Source organism: Mesorhizobium sp. M0698 (genome assembly GCF_040320455.1).
Classification (GTDB): Bacteria; Pseudomonadota; Alphaproteobacteria; order Rhizobiales; family Rhizobiaceae; genus Mesorhizobium.
In genome coordinates this window covers 343,236-368,055 of sequence record NZ_JAMYPQ010000004.1, presented here as the reverse complement: position 1 = coordinate 368,055, position 24,820 = coordinate 343,236, and the positions used below count along the sequence as shown (strand labels likewise).

The 24,820-nt window shown below is 63.7% G+C and carries 23 protein-coding genes and 1 riboswitch; of the genes, 12 read left to right on the top strand and 11 right to left on the bottom strand.

Features of this window, described 5'->3' with window-relative positions:
* Positions 1-39 precede the first annotated feature (39 nt).
* From NKI16_RS12085 to NKI16_RS12045, 9 genes are all read left to right on the top strand, one after another.
* On the top strand, positions 40-1,485 hold the full coding sequence (locus NKI16_RS12085) for an ABC transporter substrate-binding protein (protein WP_023676027.1): 1,446 nt from the start codon (positions 40-42) through the stop codon (positions 1,483-1,485).
* Between the two features lie 152 nt (positions 1,486-1,637).
* Positions 1,638-2,561: a carbohydrate ABC transporter permease gene (locus NKI16_RS12080; RefSeq protein WP_352452414.1), complete on the top strand. Its 924-nt coding sequence runs from the start codon at positions 1,638-1,640 to the stop codon at positions 2,559-2,561.
* Between the two features lie 9 nt (positions 2,562-2,570).
* Entirely contained in the window at positions 2,571-3,428 is an 858-nt protein-coding gene (locus tag NKI16_RS12075) for a carbohydrate ABC transporter permease (protein WP_023676025.1), read from the top strand.
* A gap of 4 nt (positions 3,429-3,432) precedes the next feature.
* Entirely contained in the window at positions 3,433-4,551 is a 1,119-nt protein-coding gene (locus tag NKI16_RS12070; RefSeq protein ID WP_023676024.1) for an ABC transporter ATP-binding protein, read from the top strand.
* Positions 4,548-5,672: an ABC transporter ATP-binding protein gene (locus NKI16_RS12065; RefSeq protein WP_352569337.1), complete on the top strand. Its 1,125-nt coding sequence runs from the start codon at positions 4,548-4,550 to the stop codon at positions 5,670-5,672. Before NKI16_RS12070 ends, NKI16_RS12065 begins: the two co-directional genes overlap by 4 nt.
* Positions 5,672-7,234, top strand: a complete 1,563-nt coding sequence (locus NKI16_RS12060) for an FGGY-family carbohydrate kinase (RefSeq protein ID WP_352569338.1) — start codon at positions 5,672-5,674, stop codon at positions 7,232-7,234. The genes NKI16_RS12065 and NKI16_RS12060 overlap by 1 nt, the downstream gene beginning before the upstream one ends.
* Positions 7,235-7,241: 7 nt before the next feature.
* The gene (locus tag NKI16_RS12055) at positions 7,242-8,282 is read left to right on the top strand and encodes a 2-hydroxyacid dehydrogenase (RefSeq protein ID WP_352569340.1); all 1,041 of its coding nucleotides are present in this window, start codon (positions 7,242-7,244) and stop codon (positions 8,280-8,282) included.
* Positions 8,283-8,301: 19 nt separating this feature from the next.
* Positions 8,302-9,819, top strand: a complete 1,518-nt coding sequence (locus NKI16_RS12050) for a glycerol-3-phosphate dehydrogenase (RefSeq protein WP_352569341.1) — start codon at positions 8,302-8,304, stop codon at positions 9,817-9,819.
* On the top strand, positions 9,819-10,757 hold the full coding sequence (locus tag NKI16_RS12045; RefSeq protein ID WP_352569446.1) for a sugar phosphate isomerase/epimerase family protein: 939 nt from the start codon (positions 9,819-9,821) through the stop codon (positions 10,755-10,757). Before NKI16_RS12050 ends, NKI16_RS12045 begins: the two co-directional genes overlap by 1 nt.
* A 47-nt stretch (positions 10,758-10,804) precedes the next feature.
* Here the strand turns inward: NKI16_RS12045 and fba are convergent, their stop codons facing one another.
* Positions 10,805-11,869, bottom strand: a complete 1,065-nt coding sequence (gene fba / locus NKI16_RS12040; protein ID WP_352569342.1) for a class II fructose-bisphosphate aldolase — start codon at positions 11,867-11,869, stop codon at positions 10,805-10,807.
* Between the two features lie 255 nt (positions 11,870-12,124).
* Here fba and NKI16_RS12035 point away from each other — a divergent pair, with 255 nt between their 5' ends.
* The 3 genes from NKI16_RS12035 to derI are packed head-to-tail and all read left to right on the top strand — an operon-like array spanning position 12,125 to position 14,128.
* Positions 12,125-12,889 carry a DeoR/GlpR family DNA-binding transcription regulator gene (locus tag NKI16_RS12035; RefSeq protein WP_352569343.1) on the top strand — a complete coding sequence of 255 codons (765 nt, stop codon included), beginning with the start codon at positions 12,125-12,127 and terminating at the stop codon, positions 12,887-12,889.
* Positions 12,890-12,899: 10 nt separating this feature from the next.
* Complete coding sequence (locus NKI16_RS12030) at positions 12,900-13,658, top strand: triose-phosphate isomerase (RefSeq protein WP_352569344.1); 759 nt, start codon at positions 12,900-12,902, stop codon at positions 13,656-13,658.
* A 26-nt stretch (positions 13,659-13,684) separates the two neighbouring features.
* Positions 13,685-14,128: a D-erythrulose-4-phosphate isomerase gene (gene derI / locus NKI16_RS12025; protein ID WP_023676015.1), complete on the top strand. Its 444-nt coding sequence runs from the start codon at positions 13,685-13,687 to the stop codon at positions 14,126-14,128.
* Here derI and dhaL read toward each other — a convergent pair.
* The 10 genes from dhaL to mtnK all read right to left on the bottom strand — a co-directional run bounded on the left by dhaL (position 14,125) and on the right by mtnK (position 24,819).
* Entirely contained in the window at positions 14,125-14,763 is a 639-nt protein-coding gene (gene dhaL, locus NKI16_RS12020; protein ID WP_352569345.1) for a dihydroxyacetone kinase subunit DhaL, read from the bottom strand. The two genes, derI and dhaL, sit on opposite strands and share 4 nt — an antisense overlap.
* 9 nt (positions 14,764-14,772) lie before the next feature.
* Complete coding sequence (locus tag NKI16_RS12015; protein ID WP_352569347.1) at positions 14,773-15,780, bottom strand: dihydroxyacetone kinase subunit DhaK; 1,008 nt, start codon at positions 15,778-15,780, stop codon at positions 14,773-14,775.
* A 66-nt stretch (positions 15,781-15,846) separates the two neighbouring features.
* Positions 15,847-16,320: a 6,7-dimethyl-8-ribityllumazine synthase gene (locus NKI16_RS12010; protein WP_023676012.1), complete on the bottom strand. Its 474-nt coding sequence runs from the start codon at positions 16,318-16,320 to the stop codon at positions 15,847-15,849.
* 77 nt (positions 16,321-16,397) lie between these two features.
* A riboswitch (FMN riboswitch) is annotated at positions 16,398-16,544 on the bottom strand.
* A gap of 116 nt (positions 16,545-16,660) precedes the next feature.
* A complete protein-coding gene (locus NKI16_RS12005) occupies positions 16,661-18,970 on the bottom strand; it encodes a xanthine dehydrogenase family protein molybdopterin-binding subunit (RefSeq protein WP_352569348.1) in 2,310 nt (769 codons plus the stop codon).
* Positions 18,971-19,068: 98 nt separating this feature from the next.
* Positions 19,069-19,539, bottom strand: coding sequence for a nuclear transport factor 2 family protein (locus NKI16_RS12000; RefSeq protein WP_352839624.1), 471 nt, complete (start codon positions 19,537-19,539; stop codon positions 19,069-19,071).
* A gap of 71 nt (positions 19,540-19,610) precedes the next feature.
* Positions 19,611-20,597, bottom strand: coding sequence for an FAD binding domain-containing protein (locus NKI16_RS11995; RefSeq protein WP_352922790.1), 987 nt, complete (start codon positions 20,595-20,597; stop codon positions 19,611-19,613).
* Positions 20,598-20,600: 3 nt separating this feature from the next.
* Positions 20,601-21,260, bottom strand: coding sequence for a 2Fe-2S iron-sulfur cluster-binding protein (locus NKI16_RS11990; protein ID WP_352575587.1), 660 nt, complete (start codon positions 21,258-21,260; stop codon positions 20,601-20,603).
* A gap of 130 nt (positions 21,261-21,390) precedes the next feature.
* A complete protein-coding gene (locus tag NKI16_RS11985) occupies positions 21,391-22,275 on the bottom strand; it encodes a helix-turn-helix domain-containing protein (protein ID WP_031211585.1) in 885 nt (294 codons plus the stop codon).
* 181 nt (positions 22,276-22,456) lie between these two features.
* Positions 22,457-23,551: an S-methyl-5-thioribose-1-phosphate isomerase gene (mtnA, locus tag NKI16_RS11980; protein WP_352455228.1), complete on the bottom strand. Its 1,095-nt coding sequence runs from the start codon at positions 23,549-23,551 to the stop codon at positions 22,457-22,459.
* Positions 23,548-24,819, bottom strand: coding sequence for an S-methyl-5-thioribose kinase (gene mtnK / locus NKI16_RS11975; RefSeq protein ID WP_352839619.1), 1,272 nt, complete (start codon positions 24,817-24,819; stop codon positions 23,548-23,550). The genes mtnA and mtnK overlap by 4 nt, the downstream gene beginning before the upstream one ends.
* Between the last annotated feature and the right edge of the window lies 1 nt (position 24,820).

Sequence of the window (24,820 nt, the reverse complement as noted above, 5' to 3'; positions counted from 1 at the left end):
AACCATTTCGTTGAAACTACCCTGTGGAGGAGAAGAGAAATGCATGAGAAAGAGAAAGACCTCATCGACGCATTCCTGCGTGGACAAGTCGACCGCCGTGGGCTGATCAAGGGCCTCGGTGCAATGGGCCTTGCCGCCAGCACCGCCGGCACACTGCTCAATTTCGGGCAGACCCGCGCCCTGGCGGCTGATTTCGACTGGCAGGCGCATAAGGGCAAAACCATCAAGCTGTTGCTCAACAAGCATCCTTACGCCGATGCGATGATCGCCAACCTCGACAATTTCAAGAAGCTGACCGGCATGGAAGTCGTCTATGACGTATTCCCGGAAGACGTCTATTTCGACAAGGTTACCGCCGCGCTGTCGGCCAGCTCGCCCGAATACGATGCCTTCATGACCGGCGCCTACATGACCTGGACCTACGGTCCGGCCGGCTGGATCACCGACCTCAACGAATGGATCAAGGATCCGGCCAAGACCAACCCGAAATATGCCTGGGACGACTTCCTGCCAGGCGTCAAGAACTCCTGCGCCTGGAACGGCCAGCCGGGCGGCGCGCTCGGTTCGGCGGACGCCAAGCAATGGTGCATTCCGTGGGGCTTCGAGCAGAACAACATCACCTACAACAAGGGCATGTTCGACAAGGTCGGCGTCAGCGTTCCCGGCAATATGGATGAGATGGTCGCTACGGCGGCGAAGCTCACCAAGGACGTCGGCGGTGGCGTCTACGGCATCGGCGTGCGCGGCTCGCGCTCCTGGGCAACGATCCACCCGGGCTTCCTGTCGGCCTACGCCAATTTCGACCAGAAGGACCTGAACGTCTCGGCTGACGGCAAGCTGTCGGCCGCGATGAACACCGCCGAATCCAAGGCTTTCCACAAGCAGTGGGTCCAGATGATCCAGGAGAGCGGCCCGAAGGACTGGTCGACCTACACCTGGTACCAGGTCGGCACCGATCTCGGTGCAGGTGCTTCGGCGATGATTTACGACGCCGACATCCTTGGCTACTTCATGAATGGCGGCGATAACAAGATGGCCGGCAAGCTCGCCTTCTCGGCGTTCAAGGCCAATCCCGCCGCCAAGGCACCGACGCCCAATATCTGGATCTGGTCGCTGTCGATGTCCAACTTCTCCAAGGACAAGGACGCCACCTGGTACTTCATGCAATGGGCATCCGGACCCGAGCATGCATTGTTCGGTGCGACCAAGATGGACTTCGTCAATCCGGTTCGTCAGTCGGTCTGGAACGACGAGATGTTCCGCGAGAAGCTGAACAAGAGCTATCCGGGTTATGTCGAGATGTTCGACGTCTCGGCGCCAGGCGCCAGCATCAAGTTCACCCCGCAGCCGCTGTTCTTCGATCTCACCACCGAATGGGCGGCGACGCTGCAGAAGATGGTGGCCAAGGAAGTGCCGGTCGACGAGGGCCTCGACAAGCTGGCCGAGAGCATCAACAGCCAGCTCAAGGAAGCCGGGCTCGGCTAAGCCGCGGCCAAGGCTGATCCGTCCGCGGGCCAGCCTTTGAGATGTGATACGTTTGCGACGCGGTCCCGAAAGGTGCCGCCTGCTCGCCCGACCGGCCGCCTTGCTCCCTTGGGCGGCCGGGACGGCGAAGCAACAGGATGACGGAGCAGCCGATGACTGCGGCGACAATACAAAGAAACAGGCCGTCGGGCTTCAGGATCAGCAAGCGGGTGCTGCCCTATCTCCTCAGCCTGCCGGCTCTGCTGGTCTGCATCGGCATCCTGATCCCGTTCCTGACGTCGGTGGTCTATTCGTTCCAGCGCTACCGGTTGAGCCAACCCTGGGCGCGGCAGTTCAACTGGGGCGACAACTATATCTCCTTCTTCACCGACCCGAAGTTCTGGAACACGCTGGAGATCTCGCTGCTCTACGCCGGCATCACCGTTGTGCTTGAACTGCTTCTCGGTCTCGGCATCGCCATGCTGCTGCAAAAGCGCTCGACGCTGAACAACTTCATCTCGATCATGCTGCTGATGCCGCTGATGACGGCGCCGGCGCTCGCCGCGCTGATGTGGAAGCTGATGACCAATCCCGGTTTCGGCGTGCTCAGCTATCTCGCCAGCCTGATCGGGTTGCAGGATTTCCGCTGGGCCTCGTCTCCGTCGACGGCGCTGCTCACCGTCGTGCTCGTCGACATTTGGGTCTACACGCCCTTCATCATGATCCTGCTGCTTGCAGGCCTGCGCAGCCTGCCGACGCAGCCCTTCGAGGCGGCAGCACTCGACGGCGTGCCACGCAGCTTCGTCTTCTTCCGCATCACACTGCCGATGCTGACCCCCTACATCCTGACGGCGACCCTGTTCCGCCTGCTTGATTCCATCCAGCAGTTCGACATCATCTACGCCATGACGCAGGGCGGTCCGGGCGACACGCTGACCGTGTTCCAGGTCGAGGCCTATCTCAATTTCTTCCAGTCGACCAATGTCGGCCGCTCGGCGGCACTGATGATCATCCTGTGGGCGATCACCTATTTCCTCTCGAACATTTTCATCAAGAACTGGCTGCGGCTGCGCGAACGCGCCCGCGGCCAGGCATAGGAGGCTGGCGTGGAACACACCTCGCTTCTCGAACGCATCCTGCGCGGCATTGCCCTGGCGCTGGTCGTGATCTTCTTCATGTTCCCGATCGTCTGGATCCTGATGATGTCGTTCCAGACCAACGAGACAATCCTGCGGATTCCGCCGCAGCTTGTCTTCGAGCCGACGCTCGCCAACTACACTGCCTTGATCACCGGCAAGCTGATGACGGCGGCCGGCACGCTCGACATCGCCTTCATGCGCAACCTCTGGAATTCCGTCTTCCTGTCGGTCACCTCGGTTGCCGTCGCGTTGCTGCTCGGCGTTCCGGCGGCCTACGCCTTTGCGCGGCACAAATTCCGCGGCTCGGAGGACATTGCCTTTACGCTGCTGTCGTTCCGGTTTGCGCCGGCGCTGCTGGTGCTCCTGCCGCTCACCCTCTATTTCCAGAAGCTCGGGCTGGCCAACACCTATATCGGGCTGATCTGGGTCTATCAGCTGATCTGCCTGCCGTTGATCCTGTGGATCGTGCGCGGCTATTTCGAGGACATTCCCGCCGACATCGAATACGCCTACCGCATCGCCGGACATTCCTGGTTTGCCACCTTCCGCAAGATCGCGCTGCCGCTCGCCGGCCCAGGCATTGCCGCTGCCGGTCTGCTCGCCTTCATCTTTGCCTGGAACAACTTCGTCTTTGCGCTGGTGCTCGCCTCGGCCGACAAGCAGCCGGTGACGGTCGGCGCGCTTGCCTTCATCACCTCCTCGGGCATCCAGTATGGCCAGATCTCGGCGGCGATCGTGCTGTCGATCACGCCAACGCTGGCGCTCGCGCTCTATGCGCAACGCTATCTCGTCGAAGGCCTGTCGCTTGGCGCGGTGAAAGGATAGTCCGATGGCAAGCCTCGAACTGCGAAACATCGTCAAGCGCTATAAAAGCCAGACTGTTCTCGACAATCTGTCGCTAACCGTCGCCGACGGCGAAACGCTGGTCCTGTTCGGGCCGTCCGGCGCCGGCAAGACCGTGCTGCTGCGGCTGGTGGCCGGCGTCATCGACCCCGACGAGGGAAAGATACTCATCGGCGGCGAGGACATGACCGATCTCGACGCCGAGTTCCGCGGCGTCGGCATGGCATTTCAGAACTTCGCGCTGTTCCCGCATATGACGGCGTTCGATAACATTGCGACGCCGCTGCAGGCGAAGCACTCATCGCAAGGCACGATAAAGACCGGCGTCGAGAGCGTCGCCAAGCTGTTGAAAATCGGCCATGTGCTCAGCCACAAGCCACGGGCGCTGTCCAACGGCCAGAAGCAACGCACCGCACTTGCCCGCGCCCTGGTCGGCTCGCCGCCGCTGCTGCTGCTCGATGATCCCTTGCGCAACGTCGATGCCAAATTGCGCTTCGAAATGCGGCTGGAATTGCCAAGACTGCTGGCGGATCGTGGCGCGACCGTCATCTACGTCACCCAGGACTACAAGGAAGCGATGGCGCTCGGCGACCGCATCGCGGTGATGTCGCAGGGCGTCGTCAAACAGCTCGGCACGCCCGAGCAGATCTATCGCGAGCCGGCCAATGTCGAGATTGCCCGGCTGTTCGGCGACCCGACCATCAACCTTCTGGACGTCAAGCCGGCGCGGGACGCCAAGGGCATCTATGTCGGCCTGTCCAACGTCCAGGTCCATCTCGCCGGCGCGCATGAGGCGGCGGTCGGCCGCGACTGCGTGATCGGGCTGCGGCCGGAGGCGCTGGCGTTTGTCGATGAACGCACGCCCGGCGCCATCCCGGTGACGGTCGAGGCCGAGACGCCGCTCAACGAGAAGATCGTCACGCTGGTGCGCACCGTGCGCGGCCGTGAAATCCTGGTTTCGCGTCCTTCCGGGACACCGGGCCAATCCGAGGGCAAGGTCTACATCGCCGTCGACAGCAAAAGCGCCCTGCTGTTCGATCGCACAAGCGGCGAGCGCATCGGCTCGAAAAACGTCGTCAATTTGCGCAGCGGAGAAGCGGCATGAGCCCGACCGCAATCACCATTTCGGGCGTCGACAAGTTCTACGGTCCGATCGACCGTGGCGTACACGCCGTCAAGAACCTGACGATGGAAATCGCCAAGGGCGAGATCGTGGCGCTGCTCGGCTCGTCCGGCTGCGGCAAGACCTCGACATTGCGCATGATCGCAGGCTTCGAAGAGGTCTCGCGCGGCAGCATCTCGGTTGCCGGCCGCAAGGTGCACATGCTGCCGCCGGTCAGGCGCAACGTCGCAATGGCCTTCGAGGGCTATTCGCTCTACCCGCCGCTGACCGTGCGCGAGAACATGGCCTTCGCCCTCAAGGCCGCCAGGCTGGCGAAGAGTGCGGTCGATGCAAAGGTTGCCAACATCGCCAAGCTGCTCGAGATCGAGGACATTCTCGAGCGCTATCCGAGCTCGATCTCCGGCGGCCAGCAGCAGCGCGCCAGCCTCGGCCGGGCGCTGATCCGCGAGGCCGACCTGCATCTGCTGGACGAGCCGATGGGCCAGCTCGAGCCGCAGCTTCGCGCCGTGCTGCGCGGCCGCATCAAGCACTTCATCAAGGAGCGCGGCCTGACCGCGATTCTGGTCACCCACGACCAGACCGAGGCCAATGCGCTGGCCGACCGCATCGCCGTTATGGAGGGCGGCGTGCTGCAGCAGTTCGATACGCCTGACAGGCTCAAGGAGCGGCCGGCAAACCTGTTCACCGGCACCTTCGTCGGCGAGCCGCCGATGAATGTCTTCGAGGCCTATGTCGGCACGGCTGCCGGCAAGATCAGTCTCAAGCTGCCCGACGGGCTTTCGCTCGACTACGACAAGGATGCGTTCAGCGGCCCGGTTCGCGACGAATTGCTCAACCGGCAGCGCGTCGTCATCGGCGTCAGGCCCTATGCGGTCCGCCGCTCGAAGGATGGTGTGCCGGCGACGGTTTCGGCCAATCAATGGCTCGGCGACCAGACCCATATCGCCGCCGATTTCGCCGGCGGTTCGCTGGTCCTGGTCGAACATGACCGAACCCGCTTGGAGCTTGGCGCGCCGATCAAGATCAGCATCGATCCGAAAAACCTTCACGTCTTCGATCAGGCGAGCGGCAATGCCATTTCGCACGGCACGGAGCTTGCTTGATGCAGGATGTGCTGATCGGCATCGACGCCGGCACGTCTGTCATAAAATCCGTCGCCTTTGACACGGCGGGCAGGCAGATCGCGTCCGCCGCGCTGCCCAATAAATACGAGACACTGCCGGGCGGTGGCGCCGAGCAGGACCTGACACGCACCTGGGCCGATACCGCGACGACCTTGCGCGAGCTTGCCGACAAGGTGCCGGATCTCGCCAGCCGGACCATTGCCATCGCCGTGACCGGGCAGGGCGACGGTACCTGGCTGATCGACAAGGATGGCGAGCCGGTTGCCAAGGGCTGGCTGTGGCTCGACGCGCGCGCTGCCGCGGTCGTCGAGGAGATCCGCGCGCGGCCGGAGGACCGGCTGCGCTTCGAAAAGACCGGCAGCGGGCTCGCTGCCTGCCAGCAGGGATCGCAGTTCGTGTTCATGAAGCGCCACATGCCCGCGATGCTTGTCAATGCAGCGACGGCGTTCCACTGCAAGGACTGGCTCTATTTCAAGTTGACCGGCCATCGCGCCACCGACCCGTCCGAGGGCACCTTCACCTTCGGCGACTTCCGCACGCGCGGCTATTGCGATGATGTGCTCGAGGTACTCGGCGTCACCGATCTCCGGCATCTGTTGCCGCCCATCGTCGATGGCACCAGGCAAAGCACCTCGCTGTCGGTGGCAGCAGCCGATGCGACTGGCCTGCTCGCCGGCACACCGGTCGTTCTGGCCTATGTCGATGTCGCCTGCACGGCGCTCGGCGCCGGCCTGTTCGATCGCGAACGCAAGCCGGGATGCTCGATCATCGGCTCCACCGGAATGCATATGCGGCTTGCCGAAACGCCGGACGAGGTTCTGCTCAACGAGGCTGCAACCGGCTACACGATGACGATGCCGGCACCCGGCGTCTTTGCGCAGATGCAGTCGAACATGGCGGCAACGCTCAATATCGACTGGGTCCTTGGCCTCGCCTCCGGCATTCTCGCCTCGCAAGGTATTACGCGGACCAATGGCGAGATGATCGCGCTGGTCGACCAGTGGATATCGTCGTCCGAGCCAGGCTCGCTGCTCTACCAGCCCTATGTCTCGGAGGCCGGCGAGCGCGGCCCGTTCGTCGATGCCAATGCCAGGGCCGGCTTCATCGGCATTTCGTCCAGGCACGGCTATGCCGACATGGTCCGCGCGGTGTTCGAGGGGCTGGCTTTCGCGGCACGCGATTGCTACGCCGCCATGGGGCCACTGCCCAAGGAAATCCGCCTGACCGGCGGAGCGGCCAGGAGCCCGGCTCTGCGCAAGATCCTGGGTGCTGCGGTCGGCGCCGACATTCGCACCAGCGAGCGCGAGGAGGCCGGTGCTGCGGGCGCCGCAATGATTGCTGCGGTCTGCGTCGGCCAGTACGCATCGATGGACGATTGCGTCAGTGAATGGGTCACGCCTTTGCTCCGTGCGGCCGAGCCCAGCGACCGGAAACTTGCCGGTGCCTATGAGGCGATGGCTCCGTCCTACACATTGGCGCATGAGGCGCTGCGGCCGGTCTGGCGTTCGATGGCCGCGTCCAGGCAAACCGACGTGAATTGAGAAGAGCATGCCCAAGAAAATTGCGATCATCGGCGACCGCTTCATGCTTCCGGAAGTGTTTCGCGAGAAAATCGAGGCGGCCTGCGGCGACAACCTCGACATCCGCAGCATTGAGACCGCTTGGCCCGACGAGCCGATGCAATTCGGCAATGCCGCGCTTGGTCTGGACAAGGTCAAGGAGTATTTCGGCGATCCCGACGAGGTGGTGGATTTCATCGGCGACGCCGAAATCTTCGTCACCCAGCTTGCGCCGCTCTCCGAAAGCATGATGCAGCGCCTGCCCACGCTCAAGCTGGTTGCGGTCTCGCGCGGCGGACCGATCAACATCGACATGGCCGCCGCCAAGGCCCACGGCATCACCGTGGTCAATGTGCCCGGCCGCAACGCCAGCGCCGTGGCCGAGTTCACCATCGGCGCCATTCTCGCTGAAACGCGGCTGATCCGCGTCGGTCACGAAGCCTTGCGCAAGGGCGAATGGCGCGGCGATCTCTACCGCGCCGATCGCACCGGCCGCGAGCTCAACGAAATGACCGTCGGCGTCATCGGCTACGGCAATATCGGCACCAGGCTGGTTCGCCTGCTGCGCGCCTTCGGCTGCCGCATCCTGGTTTGCGATCCCTATGTGCAATTGAGCGCCGAGGACCGCAATGCCGGCGTCGAACTGGTTGCGCTGGACGATCTGCTGTCGCGCTCCGATGTGGTCACGCTGCATTCCCGGGTCACCGAGGAGACGCGCGGCCTGATCGGCAAGAACGCCATCGCCCGGATGAAACCCGGCGTAATCTTCGTCAATACCGCGCGCGGACCGCTGGTCGACTACGATGCGCTCTACGAGGCGCTCGTCTCGGGGCAGATCGGCAGCGCTATGCTGGAGACGTTCGCCGTCGAGCCGGTGCCTGCCGACTGGCCGCTGTTGCAACTGCCGAACGTGACGCTGACGCCGCATATCGCCGGCGCGTCGGTACGCACCGTGACCTACGCGGCCGAGCAGGCGGCCGAGGAAGTGCGCCGCTTCATCGCCGGTCTGCCGCCGGTCAACCCATGCTGACGGTGGGGCCTAAGGTGAGATGAGCAGTGACAGCGAAATCGTCGATCTCTTCGTCATCGGCGGCGGTGTCAATGGCGCCGGCATTGCGCGCGATGCAGCAGGCCGGGGGCTGTCGGTCATCCTCTGCGAAAAAGACGACCTCGCCGAGGGCACCAGTTCGCGATCGGGAAAGCTCGTCCATGGCGGTTTGCGGTACCTCGAATATTACGAGTTCCGCCTGGTGCGCGAGGCGCTGATCGAGCGCGAGGTGCTGCTGGAATCGGCGCCGCACATCATCTGGCCGATGCGCTTCGTGCTGCCACACAGCCCCGATGACCGGCCGGCCTGGCTGGTCCGGCTCGGCCTGTTCCTCTACGACCATCTTGGCGGCCGCAAGCGGCTGCCGGCCACGCGTACGCTCGACCTGCGCACCGCGCCCGAAGGCGCGCCGATCAAGGACGCCTTCAAGCGCGGCTTCGAATATTCCGACTGTTGGGTCGACGACGCTCGCCTGGTCGTCATCGACGCGCTCGACGCCGCTGAGCGCGGAGCCAGGATATTCACCCGCACCGCCTGCATAGCCGCCCGTCGCGAAAACGGCCTGTGGTCGGTGGAGATGCGCGACGGTCGAACCGGCGTCAGGACCACAGTCCGGGCACGGGCGCTGATCAACGCCGCCGGACCCTGGGTCAACGACGTCATCAACCGCGTCGCCGGCCAGAATTCCAGGCGCAACGTGCGCCTGGTCAAGGGCAGCCACATCGTTGTGCCGAAATTCTGGGAAGGGCGGCAGGCCTATCTGGTCCAAAACAGCGACAAGCGCGTGATCTTCATCAATCCCTACCAGAACGATCTGGCGCTGATCGGTACCACCGACATTCCCTATGACGGGCGGCCGGAAGACGTGACCGCCGATGCGAGCGAGATCGATTACCTGATCAAGGCAGTCAATCGCTACTTCAAGCGCCAGCTCGCACGAAGCGATGTCGTCTACTCGTTTTCCGGCGTCAGGCCGCTCTATGACGACAATGCCGACAATCCGAGCGCGGTGACCCGCGATTACATATTCGAACTCGACGCACCGGCTGGGCAGGCGCCGCTGCTTTCGGTCTTCGGCGGCAAGATCACCACCTTCCGCAAATTGGCCGAGCACGCGCTCGACCGTATCGCCCCGTTCTTTCCGAAAATGGGCAAGCCGTGGACCTCGAAAGGGCACCTGCCGGGCGGCGATATCGCCAATGCCGATTTCGAGCAGTTTCTGGGCGACCTCGGCCATGAATTTCCCTGGATGCCGGCATCGCTGGTCAAGCATTACGGCAGGCTCTACGGCACAAGGACGCGCGATCTGGTCGGCGCGGCCACCTCGCTCGCCGAACTGGGCCGGCGCTTCGGCAAGGATTTTTTCGAGCGCGAAGCCAATTACCTGTTCGAGCATGAATGGGCCGAGACCGCCGCCGATGTCCTCGAACGGCGCACCAAGCACGGCCTGCATCTGTCCGCCGCGGAAAGAGAAGCCTTCGAGGACTGGTGCTCGAGCCGGCTGGCAAAGGCCGGCTGATGGCCTTTACGCTTTCGCTCAACACCAATCCGCTGGTCAACCGCTTTGCCGAGCCGGACGACCTGATCGATACGATCGCCTACGACATCGGCATCCGCGACGTGCAGCTCACGCATGAATTCGTCAATCCCGGCTGGCCGGCGGCGACGATCTCGAAATTCCTCCGCCTGTTTCGCACCGCGCTCAACCGCACCGGTGTGCGCGTGACCTCCGCGATGACCGGCCCTTACGGCCGGCTCAATCATTTCGGCCATCCCGATGCCGACGTGCGGCGCTACTACGTCGACTGGTTCAAGACCTTTTCAGAAGTTTCGGCCGAGCTCGGCGCCGCGGGCATGGGCACGCAATTCGCGATCTTCACCCACCGGGATTACGACAATCCTGAGCGTCGCGCGCGGCTTTTCGACATCGCGCTGGAATGCTGGCGCGAGGTCGCCGAGCATGCCAAAACAGCCGGCTTGACCTACCTGTTCTGGGAGCCGATGTCGGTCGGCCGCGAATTCGGCCATACGATCGAAAGCTGCCGGGCACTGCAGCGCGAGATCGAAGCGGCCGGCATGGCCGTCCCGCTCAAGATGATGGTCGACATCGACCATGGCGACGTGACCTCGAGCAATCCGGCGGACACCGACCCTTATGCCTGGGCCGAAGCCTTTCCCAGGCAATCGCCGATCATCCACGTCAAGCAGTCGTCGATGAACAAGGGCGGCCATTGGCCGTTCACTGCGACCTACAACAACGACGGCCGTATCACGCCGGAAAAGCTCCTTCAGACGGTGCGTCGCGGCGGCGGCGTCGACAACGAGATCTGCCTCGAATTGTCGTTCCGCGAGCGCGAGCCCGTCGACCACCAGGTCATCGCCATGATCCGCGAGTCGGTCGACTACTGGGCACCATTTATCGAGACCGGCAGGGCCGATCTCTTGCCGCGAGCATGATCGGATGAGCAGGAGCTGAGGCAGCTCCTGCTCAGAACCGGAATACGTCAGCCAAATTTCGGATCGAGGCTTCCGGACTTGTAGCGCTTGGCCATTTCCGACAGCGGCAGCGGCTTGATCTTCGGTGCGTTGCCGGCGGTGCCGAATTGCTCGAAGCGCTCCTTGCACAGCTTCCGCATCGCGGCCATTGCCGGTGTCAGATATTTGCGCGGATCGAATTCGCTCGGGTTCTCGGTCAGCACCTTGCGGATTGCGCCGGTCAGCGCCATGCGGTTGTCGGTATCGATATTGATCTTGCGCACCCCGTGCTTGATGCCGCGCTGGATCTCTTCGACCGGCACGCCCCATGTCGGCTTCATCTGGCCGCCATATTTGTTGATGATCTCCTGCAACTCCTCTGGCACCGAGGACGAGCCGTGCATGACGAGATGCATACTCGGCAGACGGCGGTGGATTTCCTCGATGACGTTCATGGCCAGTACAGCGCCGTCCGGCTTGCGGCTGAACTTGTAGGCGCCGTGGCTGGTGCCCATGGCGACGGCCAGCGCATCGACACGGGTGTCGCGCACGAATTGTTCGGCCTGCACCGGGTCGGTCAGCAGCTGGTCGTGGCTGATGACGCCCTCGACGCCATGGCCGTCTTCCTGCTCGCCGCCGCCCATCTCAAGCGATCCAAGGACGCCGATCTCGCCTTCCACCGCGACGCCGCCCCAATGCGCCATGTCGACGACGCGGCGGGTGATGCCGGAATTATAGGCGTAGTCGGCCGGCGTCTTGCCGTCTTCCTTCAGCGATCCGTCCATCATCACCGAAGTGAAGCCGTGCTGGATCGCGGTGACGCAAGTGGCTTCGTTGTTGCCATGGTCGAGATGCATGCAGACCGGGATATCGGGATGGATTTCGACCAGCGCGTCGATCAGCTTGGCTAGCACCACGTCGTTGGCGTAGGCTCGCGCGCCGCGGCTGGCCTGCAGGATAACCGGCGATTTGGTCTCCTCGGCTGCCTCCATGATGGCGAGGCCCTGTTCCATATTGTTCATGTTGAAGGCAGGCACGCCATAGCCGTATTCGGCGGCATGATCGAGCAATTGTCTCAGTGTGATGCGAGCCACTCAGTAGTCTCCCGTATCCGGTTTCGAGCCAGTGTTTGCGGGCCGTTCGGTTGTCGTCGAGCCCCTGATGCTTCTGGCCGGATTTCCGCGGCACCGCAACCGCTGGGCGCTCGGCCGGCAGCAATTCTTGTTACAGGACGCGACCAGAAGCGTCATGACATCCCATAGAGATATAACATTATCACAAAAAATTGGTGGCTTGTGCAACGTTTGCTGTTATATCTCGGAACCGGATTGCACGAGGAAGCCGCGGAAATGAAGAGCGACGGCCGTCGGCAAGGCATCATGGATTTTCTGATGGACATCGGCACCGCCAGTGTCGACGATCTTGCCTCACGCTTCGGCGTGTCAAAGATGACTGTCCACCGCGACCTCGACGAGCTCGAGGAAAGCGGCTTCCTGCGCAAGGTGCGCGGCGGCGCCTCGATCCAGCCGAGCAGCCTTTTCGAGAGCGATTTCCGCTACCGCCAGCGGCTGGCCGGCGACGAGAAGAAGCGCATCGCCGCCGCTGCCGTGACGATGATCGAACCGGGTCAGACGGTGATCATCGACGACGGCTCAACCGCGGGCGGCGTTGCTCGGCAGCTTGCCGATCTGCGTCCGCTGACGGTGATCTCGAACAATCTGGCTGTCATCCAGGATTTGGCGGGCGTTGCCGGCATCAACCTGATTGCGCTCGGCGGCCAATACAACAAGAAGTTTCACGGCTTCTTCGGCCTGCTCGCCGAGGACACGCTGAAATCATTGCGCGCCGATGTCGCGTTCATGTCGTCATCGGCCATCCATGGTGCCTCTGCCTTTCACCAGGATCAGGAAGTGGTCCAGACCAAACGGCTGATGATGGCCGCAGCAGCGCGCAAATATCTGCTGGTCGATCATGGGAAATTCGGCCGCACTGCCTTGCACTTCCTGACAGATCTCAAGGCCTTTGACACGGTCTTCACCGGCCGCGAGCCGCAGCCGCAGATGCGCGCCGCGCTGGATGGTGCCGGCGTTTCGCTGACAGTGATCGCAGAATAGGAGGGCACGTATGGTTTATTGGGTCGGCACCAGCTGGAAAATGAACAAGACGCTCGCCGAGGCGTTGGCTTTCGCCGAGGCGCTGGCGGAGTTCGTCCCCGGTTTCGACGAGCGCATCCAGCCTTTCGTCATCCCGCCCTTCACGGCGATCCGCGAGGTCAAGAAAGCGCTGTCGCCGACGCGCATCAAGGTCGGCGCGCAGAACATGCATTGGGCCGACGCCGGTGCCTGGACCGGCGAGATCTCGCCGGCCATGCTGAAAGACTGCGGGCTCGACATGGTCGAGCTCGGCCACAGCGAACGGCGCGAGCATTTCGGCGAGACCGACAAGGCTGTCGGGCTGAAGACTGCGGCGGCGGTGAAGCACGGTCTCGTGCCACTCATCTGCGTCGGCGAGACCTTGGCTCAACGCGACAGCGGGCAGGCCGCTGCGGTGCTGGCCTTGCAGGTGCACGGCGCGCTGCAGTTTCTCGAAGGCGCGGCGAAGGCGGCGACGATCCTGTTTGCCTATGAGCCCGTCTGGGCGATCGGCGACAAGGGCGTGCCGGCCAGTTCGGACTATGCCGACAGGCAGCAGGCGCTAATCAAGAAAATCGCACGCGACCTGCTGCCGGTGGTGCCGCCGGTGCTTTATGGCGGCAGCGTCAATCCGCAAAATGCCGCCGAACTGGTCGGCCAGCCCAACATCGACGGCTTGTTCATCGGCCGCTCGGCCTGGCAGGCGGACGGCTATATCGACATCCTCAAGCGCGCCTCGGCGGCGATCTGAATCATCAAACAGGAAGGAAACGGAACATGAAAATTGCCATTGGAGCTGATAGCGCCGGCAAGCCGCTGCTCGACGTCATTGCCGCTCACCTCGCTACCAAGCCCGGCCTCACGGTTAGCGACCTCAGCCAGTCGGGCTACTATGCCGACCTGTCACAGAAGCTCGCGCAGACCATCCTGGACGGCGAAAACGATCGCGGCATCCTGTTTTGCGGCACCGGCATCGGCGTATCCATATCCGCCAACAAGGTGCCCGGCATTCGCGCCGCACTCACCCACGACACCTATTCGGCCGAGCGCGCGGCAAAATCCAACAACGCCCAGATCATCACCATGGGCGCCCGGGTTATCGGCCCGGAACTGGCCAAGTCGATCGTCGATGCATGGCTTGCATCGGAATTCGATGAGAAGGGACCATCGGCCGGCAATGTCCAGGCGATCGACAGGCTCGACGCGGCGAAGCGGGGTTAAGCCAGACTGTTCCACATCGCTCTGATGATCGTCACGGCCGATGCGGCGCCGGGGTCCATATGCCCGAGCGAGCGCTCGCCGAGCCGCGATGAGCGGCCCTTGGCGGCGATCATGTCCTTGGTCGCCTCGGCACCTCGTTCAGCCGCTGCAAGTGCAGCCTCCAGGCTCTCGGACAGGCTCTTGCCGGCTTCCTGCGCGGCACCCGCTGCTTGCGCCGCCGGCAGCCAGGCGTCGACCATGGTCTTTTCGCCGAGCTCGGCCTTGCCGCGATCCTGGATGCCTTGCGCCATCGCCCGGAGCATGGCGATGATGTCAGCGTCCTCCAGAATTGCCTTGCCTTTGACGGCGGCGGCACCGCGCATGAAGGCGGTCGCATAGAGCGGGCCTGACGAGGCGCCCACCGCGTTGAGGAAGGATTTCGCCGCAGTGTTGAGCAGCGCCGTCGGCTCGGTCGCCGCGAGGTCGAGTTGCGCTAGTGCATCGCGCGCAGCAGTGAAGCCTAGTGCCATGGCGATGCCATGGTCGGCGTCGCCGATGACGCCGTCGAGTTGGCAGAGCCTGTCCTTGTCGGCGTCGATCGTCGCCGCGATCTCATCGAACATTCTTTTCAAGCCGACTGAATCGATCGAGGTCATGATGCTTTCTCAGCCGGCGCGGAACATGGCGCAGTCGCAAGGATGGTCGAGCATCGCCTGCAACTCGCCGTCGAGATGCATCAGCGTCACCGAGGCGCCGGCCATTTCGAGAGAGGTGCAGTAATTGCCGACCCAGGTCGCGTGGACGGAAACGCCGATCTCGTCGAGCCTCTGCTTGACCCGCCGGTTCATGATGTAGAGTTCCATCAGCGGCGTCGAGCCGAGCGAATTGACCAGAACGGCGACCTTATCGCCGCGCGCCGGCGCCATCTCGTCGAGGACCTTGTCCAGCATTTCGTCGGTGATCTCGTCGGCCGTTTTCAACTTTCCGCGCGCGATGCCTGGCTCGCCATGGATGCCCATGCCGATCTCCATCTCGTCCGGTCCGATCTCGAAATTGGGCCGGCGGGTCTGCGGCAGCGAGCAGGGCGACAGCGCCACGCCCATGGTGAAGGTGTGATCGTTGGCCTTCCTGGCGATACGCTCGCATTCATCGAATGACAGCATCTGGTCGCATGCGGCACCGGCGGCCTTGAAGATGAAGAAATTGCCGGCGACGCCGCGCCGCTTCTGCCTCTGGTCGCGCGGCGCCGAGGCGACATCGTCGGTGGTCAGCACGGTGCGCACCTCGATGTCGTCCATTGCCGCCATTTCGGCGGCCATGTCGAAGTTCATCACGTCGCCGGCATAGTTGCCGTACATGAACAGCACGCCGGCGCCACCGCTGGCCGCCTTGGCGCATTCGAGGATCGGGTCCGGCGGCGGCGAAGCGAAGACATTGCCGATCGCGGCGGCGTCGGCCAGCCCCTTGCCGACGAAGCCGAGGAAGGTCGGCTCATGGCCCGAGCCGCCGCCGATGACAAGGCCGACCTTGTCTGGGCGCGGTCCGTCGCGGGCGATAATGGCGCGCGGACTGCCGTCCGCGCTTCTGAGGTGGCGCGGATGCGCGGCCAGAATACCCTCCAGCATCTCGTCGACGGAGCGATTGCCGTCATTGATGATCTTCTTGGTCTGCACCGGCATCCTCCTGCTTCGTGAGATACTACAGCGCCTTACCGGGATTTCCACCCGGCGGTGGAGGTTTCACGCCGCGATGTGTTCGCGTGCTGCCAGCAGTTGCACGCAGGCACTGGCCGCCTCTTTGCCCTTGACCTTGAAATGTTCGAAGAAGAAGCGGTGATGGTCCGCGCTGTCATGGTAGTTGTGCGGCGTCAGCACCGCCGAAAGCACCGGCACGCCAGTCGACAATTGCACATTCATCATGCCGTCGATGACCGCGCTTGCAACAAACTCGTGCCGGTAGATGCCGCCATTGACGACGAACGCGGCGCCGAGGATAGCGGCATAGCGGCCGGTCACGGCAAGCGTCTTTGCATGCAGGGGAATCTCATAAGCGCCAGGCACATCGAAGACATCGACGGCAAAGCGTTTCTCTCCGAGAACCGCCAGTTCCGCCTCGAATGCTTCAACGCATTGGTCGACGATATCGGCATGCCAACGCGCGCGAATGACGGCAACGCGGATCGTTTCATAGTCGTTGTGGGAATGCTGATTCATGGGTCCATCCTTCCGTTTCGAACCAGAATCAGGACGCACGATACGGAGTCCGAACCGCGAAAGCGGACCGTCTTCCATTTCGTTCTCTTCCATCCGGACTGTGACCGTCGGCTCCGGAATCACACCGGATCTGCTGACCCCTCCGGCTAACCGGAGAGCGCTCGCGGGCTTGGGCCGAGACCCTTACCGCCGGTGGGGACTTTCACCCCGCCCTGAGAACATTGACGGCGTTTGTATGGAAGGGCCGGAAAGCGCTGTCAACCACCGGCGTCGTCGTCGATGGCGCAGAAATAGCGATCCGTTTCGACCTGGTCACCGTTGAGGGCGAGGGAGGAGAGCGTCAAATGGCGATCACCGGTAAGGCAGGCAGCACCTTGTCCAAGGTGATGGGAAATTCACGCACTCGCACGCCGGCCGCGTTGTAAACGGCGTTGGCGACAGCAGCCCCCGCACCGCACACGCCGAGCTCGCCGAGACCCTTTGCGCCAAGCGGGTTGGCCTTGTCGTCGTCTTCCTCGAGGAAGGCGACCTCCATATCGGGGACATCGCCATTGACCGGCACATGATACTCGGCAAGATCGTGATTGACGAAATGGCCGTAGCGCGGGTCGAGCACCGTCTGCTCCATCAGCGCTGCACCGATCCCCCAGGTCATGCCGCCGATGATTTGCGAGCGCGCGGTCTTGGCGTTGAGGATACGGCCCGCGCCGATCACAGCCAGCATCCGGCGCATGCGGATTTCACCGGTATCGCAATCGACAGCGACCTCTGCGAAATGCGCGCCATAGGAATGCTGCGAATAGGTCTTGTATGACTGGGTGGTGGCGCCCGCGGCTACGGAGCCTTCGGCTTCGAGCCCGTCGGGAGAGATCCCTCGGATAAGATCGGCCAGGCTCGCCGATCGCTGGCCGACCCTGACCTCGCCGTCGGCAAAGCTTGCCTCGGTGGCGTTCGCGCCGCGCAACGGCGAGGCTTCGTTCGACTGCGCCGCCTCCAAGATCTGTTTCTTGAGGACGTTGCACGCATTATACAAGGCCGAACCCGCGCTTGCTGCGCCCCAGGACCCGCCGGAGCCGGCGGTACGCGGGAAGCGGCTGTCGCCGAGCTCCACCTTGACGGACGAGATCGGCAGGCCGAGGCTCTCGGCGGCAATCTGGGTCAGGATCGTATAGGTGCCGGTCCCAATATCGGTCATGTCGAGCCGCGCCGTCACCCGACCGTCCCGGTCGATCGCAACCCGCGCCGTCGCCGCGCCGATATAGTTCGGACGGATCGCCGCCGCCATGCCGTGGCCGATAAGCTTGCGGCCCTCCCGAGTTCGGCCCGGTGTCGGGTTTCTCCGCTCCCAGCCGAAACGGCGGGCGCCTTCCTCCATGCAGGCGACGAGATTGCGGGTGGAGAACGGCACGCCGCGCTCGGGATCCTGTGCCGGTTCGTTGCGGATCCTGAGTTCGATCGGGTCCAGACCGGCGCGCTCGGCGAGCTCATCCATGGCGCATTCGAAAGCCAGCATGCCGGGCGCTTCGCCGGGAGAGCGCATCCATTCGCCGCGGTTGATGTCCAGCGGAACCAGGCGATGGCGGGTGAGACGGTTCGGCGCCGCGTAGAGCGAGCGCGCAAAAACTGCCGTTTGTTCGCAGTACTCCTCGAAGCTGGACGTTGCGGACCAGACATCGTGTGCGATCCCGGTGAGCCGCCCGTCAGTGTCCGCGCCGAGACGTACCTGTTGGACCATCTCTGCGCGATGACCGGCATTGGCGAACATCTGTTGTCGCGTCAGCGCGATCTTCACGGGGCGCTGCAGCACCTGCGCTGCAAGTGCGGCCAGGATCGTGTCGGCATGGGCAATCAGCTTGGAGCCGAAGCCTCCGCCGATGAAGGGGCTGACGATGCGCACTCGCTCGAGCGGGATGCGAAGCGTGCTGGCGACCCCGGCCCGGAAGTTCGCGAGGGTCTGCGCCGATGTACGGATCGTCAGCTCGTTGCCTGACCAGGCAGCAAGCGTCGCATGCGGCTCCATCGGATTGTGATGTTCGAAGGGGGTCCCGTAAGTGGAATCGATCTTGATCGGCGCCGTCGCAAAGGCGCGCTCGAAGTCGCCGACCACGCTGTCGGTCTCGAAGCCGGCATTGGTCCGCTTTGGCGCGTAGGCGTCGGCGATATATCCCGGTAGATCGTAGAGGCCCGGCTCCTCGTCGTAGCGTACTCTGATGAGGCCCGCAGCAGCGCGTGCAGCCTCGAACGTCTCCGCAACGACCAGCGCGACCGGCTCGTCGTAATACCGTACCCGATCGCTGTTGAGCGCGGGCCGGGGGCGCGTGAAGACCTCCGGCACCGTTGGCGTGACCGTTGGGCCGAAATCCGGCTGGGCCGGCGCATTCCGGTGCGTCATGACGAGCAGCACTGCCGGCGCCCGTTCGGCTTCGGCCGTGTCGATCTCGGCGATGCGGCCCTTGGCGACGGAGGCGCCGAGAATGTAGCCATAGGCTGTACCATCCAGCTCATTCTCGTAAGCGTATGTGGCGCCGCCCGTCACTTTGAGCGGACCGTCGATGCGGTCGATCGGCCGCCCGATGATGCCAACATCGGCACGAGGTTTCACCCTTGAATGGGTGGCGGAGCCGGGCAGTCCGGGTATGGTCTCGTTCATAAGTCACCTAAAGATTTTTCATCTGGAGTTCGGAAGCATCGAGGCCGCGACGCCGCCGCTTCCTCGCACCTTTATGTTCGTCGCGCGGCGGCCGGAACTCACGCGGCGATCTCGCCGAAATACTCGCGAAACTCGACCAGCCTCCCTGTTGGGCCGGCTCGCATGAAGATCGCATGCAGGCCAGTGTAGGGCGCGCCACCGATTGTCCCGCTCCCGCGATCGCAGACAATGACCCAGTCGGCGGCGAAGAGCTTTAGATCGACGGTCGATTTCGTGATCCTGTTTCCCTGCGCTTGATGCGCGGCGGTCCAGGCTGCGAGTGCCCGCTTGCCTTCCGGCGGTCCGTGTCGGCCTCGTTGCTCGCCGACAGGGAATTGGAAGGTCATCGTCTCATCGCAACAATCAAGGAATGCCGTCCAGTCGCCAGAGGCCCAGCCGGCAAAGAAGGCGTCGACGGCGGCCTCGAGCCCGTGACGAGCTCCCGGGTCGGATGTGGCGCCCCAAGCTGCGGCGGCAGAAACAAAAAGGCCGCCACCCGCGGCGGCAACGGCGCGTCGCGTGAGTTTCATATTGATCTCCTGCTCGTCGCCTGCATCTGGGAACCGCTGTTCGGGGTCGTCGTCTCGGTCATCGTGTCACCTCACGCACTCTCGACGGCAGCAGCGAGCGTGTGCCGCATCGTCCGTTTCGCCAGCGGGATCTTGAAATTATTGGCGCCATGCCCGACGGCTCCGGCGAGCGCGGCTTCGGCCGCGTCGCTAAAGGCACCGTCGGACGCCGCCGCGCCTGCCAGCGCGCGCTCCGCCTCCGTCGCGCGCCAGGGTTTCGCTGCCACGCCGCCCATGGCGATCCGAGCGCTTCGGATACGGTCGCCGCTTTTCTCGACGATTGCTGCCACGGACACCAGCGCGAAGGCGTAGGAAGCACGGTCGCGTACCTTGCGGTAAACCTGTTGGCCGGGCGGTGGTGGCGGCAGGGCAACCGCAACGACTATTTCGCCGTGGCCGAGCACGGTCTCCACCTGGGGCGTCGCCTCGGGCAATCGATGGAAATCGCCGATCGGGATCGTACGGGTCTCGCCGCCGGGCGAGACGGTCTCGATCCTGGCGTCGAGCCCGGACATGGCGACCGCCATGTCAGAAGGATGGACCGCGATGCAGGCTTCGCTCGCGCCGAGTACGGCGTGCATGCGGTTGAAGCCCTGAAGTGCCGCGCAGCCCGAACCCGGCTGGCGCTTGTTGCAGGGCATGTTGCGGTCGTAGAAATAGGGGCAGCGCGTGCGCTGCAGGAGATTGCCGCTGGTCGAGGCCTTGTTGCGTATCTGTCCGGACGCTCCCGCCAGCAGCGCTTGCGTGAGCATCGGGTAGCGCGACCTTACCCGCGGGTCGGCGGCGAGATTGCTATTGCGGACCTGGGCGCCGACCCGAAGCCCGCCTTCCGCCGTCTCCTCGATCCGATCAAGTGGCAGCCGGCTGATGTCGACGAGATGCGCTGGGCGCTCGATCTCGAGCTTCATCAGGTCGAGCAGGTTGGTGCCGCCGCTGATGAACTTGGCGTCCGGCCGGGCCGCAACCGCGGCCGCCGCCTGCTCAGCACTCGCCGCACGTTCATAAGTGAAGGACTGCATTGCTCATGCCTCCTCTGCCGCGTCGCGGATTGCAGCGACAATGTTCGGATAGGCGGCGCAACGGCAGATGTTGCCGCTCATCCGCTCGCGGATCTCGGCATCGGTGAGAGCGACGGAAGCCGCTGCCACGTCGGCGCTCGCATGGCTTGGCCAGCCGGCCCGCGCCTCGCCCAGCATGCCAACCGCCGAGCAGATCTGGCCTGGCGTACAGTAGCCGCACTGGAAACCGTCGCGGGCGACGAAGGCGGCCTGGACCGGATGCAGCCGGTCACCCTCGGCAAGGCCCTCGACCGTGGTGATCTCGTCGCCTTCATGCATTGCGGCAAGCGTCAGGCAGGAATTGATCCGGCGCCCATCGACGAGCACCGTGCATGCGCCGCACTGGCCGTGGTCGCAGCCCTTCTTCGAGCCGGTGAGGCCGAGATGGTTGCGCAGGGCGTCGAGCAGCGTCGTCCGCGGGTCGAGCTCGACGGCAAGATCCTTCGCGTTGATCCGTAACGACATCGTCATCGTCGGTAGCGGCGAGGACGATGCAGCCGCCGTGACGGTCTCGACCGGCTCGGCGTCAACCGGTAGTCCGGTAGCCAGGAGCACCCCGGTCGCAACACCGCCTTCCAATACCATCCGACGCGTCGGCCCGCTCCTGTTGTCCGTTTTGGCCATGCATGATCTCCCAGCCGCAATGAAGCGCAGACGGCAACTTGACCCGAGCGAACCCTCGGGTTCTGTCACCCAACGACACTGGAGGTGGGAGTGCGGGCGGCGGCTTTCTTTCAAGAAACCGGCGGCACTATCAGGATTCTGGAGAAGAATTCACCCGATAGGCACGAGGCGTCATGCCCCTCAGACGTCGGAAGGTCGTGGTGAAGTGGCTCTGGCTTGAGAAGCCGAGCCGAAAGGCAATGACACCGATCGACAAACCCGTTTCGCGCAGCAGCGCCTCCGCTCGCCGCACCCGTTCCTCGATCACATAGGCGTAGGGTGCAAGGCCGGTCGTCGCCTTGAAGCGACGCGCAAAACTGTCGACGGCCATGCCCGCGGCGGCTGCCAGCTCGCTTAGCGAAATGTCGGAATTCATATGCGCATCGATGTAATCCCGAACGCGACCAAGTGCCCGGCGGCTGAGACAGCCGTGACGTACAAACCGCGGTTGCTCCCGGCTCAGGTTGGCCACGCGGAGACTGACGAGGGCGACCAGATGCTCGACATAGGCAGTGTCTGGCTTGTGGCCGAGTGCCATCTCGTCACGAAGCGAACTCAGCAGCGTGGCGACGACCGCGTCTTTCTTGTTTACCAGTATAGGCAGGTTCCTCAGGCGTTCGCATCCGGGAAGCCCGATATCGGGATCGATCCACAGGGCTGAATAGGAGAGGTTTACATCGCGATAGAAGCCCTGTCGTTCCGCGCCTGCCGGGACGAAGGTGAGGGCTCCGGGACGATCCATTCCGTCGTAAAGGGATCGTGCCTCGTGCCGGATGGATGTATGGGACGTGCCGCCTTCTTCGGTCAGCACGATCAGATGATGAGGGGCTGTCCAGCGGAGCTCCGCCTCCCGGCACGCCCACCGCCGGTTGTCGAAGACGATCGAGGAGCTGACCCATGACGCGGTTTGCAGGGGCTCCGACTTCTCGTCCTGGCTCCGAACCCGTCCGTCACCAAGCAACGGTCTGAATGACATCGCGGTATCCCGCTGGTTCACTCGCCGAGCCGTGGGCAACCCCGGCTTCGAGCGTTGGGCGCCGCCCCGCCGCTACGCATACGGCCGTCCATGTGGGACAGGCAACGGGCGTTTTTAACCGTGCCGTGTTCAAGAAATCGTGAGATCAGGCAAATCCGGAGCGCCCTCTCGGCAAAGCGGATCATCCGCGCTCGGGAAACATCGCCCTCAGGCCTTCGCGCGAGGCCGTAGCGACACCGCGTTCGGTGATCAAGCCGGTGACCAGCCGCGCCGGCGTCACGTCGAAGGCCGGATTGGCCGCCGGCGTGGCTTCCGGCGATACGCGGACCTGGGCGATCTCGCCGGAAGCGGTCTTGCCCCAGACCAGTGAGACCTCGTCGGGCGAGCGCTGTTCGATCGGGATGTCGGCCAGCCCGTCGCCCACGGTCCAGTCGATCGTCGGCGACGGCAGCGCGACATAGAACGGCACGTCGTTGTCGTCGGCGGCGAGCGCCTTGAGATAGGTACCGATCTTATTGCAGACATCGCCGTCGGCGGTGGTCCTGTCGGTGCCGACGACGACCATGTCGATCTGGCCGCGCTGCATCAGATGGCCGCCGGCATTGTCGACGATCAGCGTATGCGGCACGCCGTGGCCGGCCATCTCCCAGGCGGTCAATTGGGCACCCTGGTTGCGGGGTCGTGTTTCGTCGACATAGACATGGACTGGAATGCCGGCTTCCGTCGCCAGATAGATCGGCGCGGTGGCGGTGCCGTAGTCGACCGTGGCCAGCCAGCCGGCGTTGCAGTGGGTCAGGATATTGACCGGTTCGCCCGGCTGCTTGCGCGCCGCGATCGCCTTGATGATTTCGAGCCCATGGGCGCCGATGGCGCGGTTGAGGCCGACATCCTCGTCGGCGATCTCGCCGGCACGCCGATAGGCAGCCGCGGCACGTTCTGCCAGGGGAAGCGTCAGCAGGAAGCGCTGCATTTCGTTCAGCGCCCAGCGCAAATTGATCGCCGTCGGGCGCGTTTCGTGCAAGGTTGCCCAGACGGCGTCGAGTGCAGCATCCGACGGATCGTCGGCCATCTGCATGGCGACGCCATAGGCCGCGGTGACGCCGATCAGCGGCGCCCCGCGCACCCACATGTCGCGGATTGCCGTGGCGATGCCGGCGACGGTATCGATCTTTTCGATGCGGAAATCATGCGGCAGCCAGCGCTGGTCGATGATCTCCACCGAACGCCCGTCGTCACTCGGCCAGATGGTGCGGTAGTGGCGGTCGCCGACGTTCAAATCCTGCTCTCCCGTTCGATCAGCGCGGCCAACCGGTTGACCTCGTCGATGCTGTGGATCTGGCGCCGGTTGACGGCGAGGTGACGGCCGAATTTCAGCGCCTTTGCCTCACATCTGGCGCGCAGATCCGGATCGGCAATGGTCTCGAAATCGGCATTGTGGGCAAGGCCGAGAATTCGCCGGTGAACCTCGACGCCGGCAAAGCCGAGCAGATCGGTCCAGATCGAATGCAGCATGTGGTCTAGCGCCTGCTCGGCGCCAAGCCTGTCGCCCTGATCTTCGAACAGGCTCTTCTGGTAGAGCATGCCGGTACGCTCGGTTCGCCACAGATGCGAGAACTCGGCGCGAAACACCGACCATGTCTCGACCGTAACGCCGAGCAGATAGTCACGCATGGCGTCGCGGCTTCCGTCCTGTTCATGGCCGCGCTGCGAGAAGAACGCCATCCAGAAATTGGCGAGCAGCATGCCGACGTCGAAGGCGATCGGCCCGTAGAAGGCGAATTCGGGGTCGATCATCCTCGTTTCGGTGTCGGTGACCATGATCGAGCCGGAATGCAGGTCGCCATGCAGCAGCGTCTCGGCATTGGCAGCGAAGATGTGCTTCATGCGCTGCGCCTCGACCTTGAGGTCGCGGTCGGCGCGCAGCTCGGCGACAATGCCATCGAGCTGCGGGCTGGTGTGCCGGTTCATCTTGGCATCGAAATACGGATCCGAGAAAACCAGGTTCTCGGTGATGTCGCAGAGTTCGACATTGTCGGCGAACATTGCCAGATCGGCCTTGCGGTCCTTGGTCGCCATATGCAGGTCGGAGCCGCGAAACAACGTGCGGGCCATGAACAAGCCGATGTCTGTCGCGATGTTGGGCAATTGCCGGCCTTCGATCAGCGCCCGCCGCAGGATAATGTGCGGCGACAGATACTCCATGATGATCAGCGCCTGGCCTTCGTCGAAGTGATAGATATCGGGCACCGAACCCGGCGCCCGCGCCTGTTGCCGCGTCAGCGCATGGTATTCGAAGAAGGAGCGTTTTAGCGGCAGCGGCCAGCTGTCGCCGACCAGCCGGACGTAGGGCAGGGCCTGCTTGACGACGGCTGCACCCTCAGCACCCTCGACGATGAACACAAGGTTCAGATTGCCGTCGCCGACTTCACGAACCTTCCACTGGCTCGTATCCTTGCCGATCTGCGAACACAGGGGCTCGTTAGCACCGAGACGGCCCGCCAGTGTCTCGACCGACAGTGCTTCGAACGGCGATTTCCCAGTCATC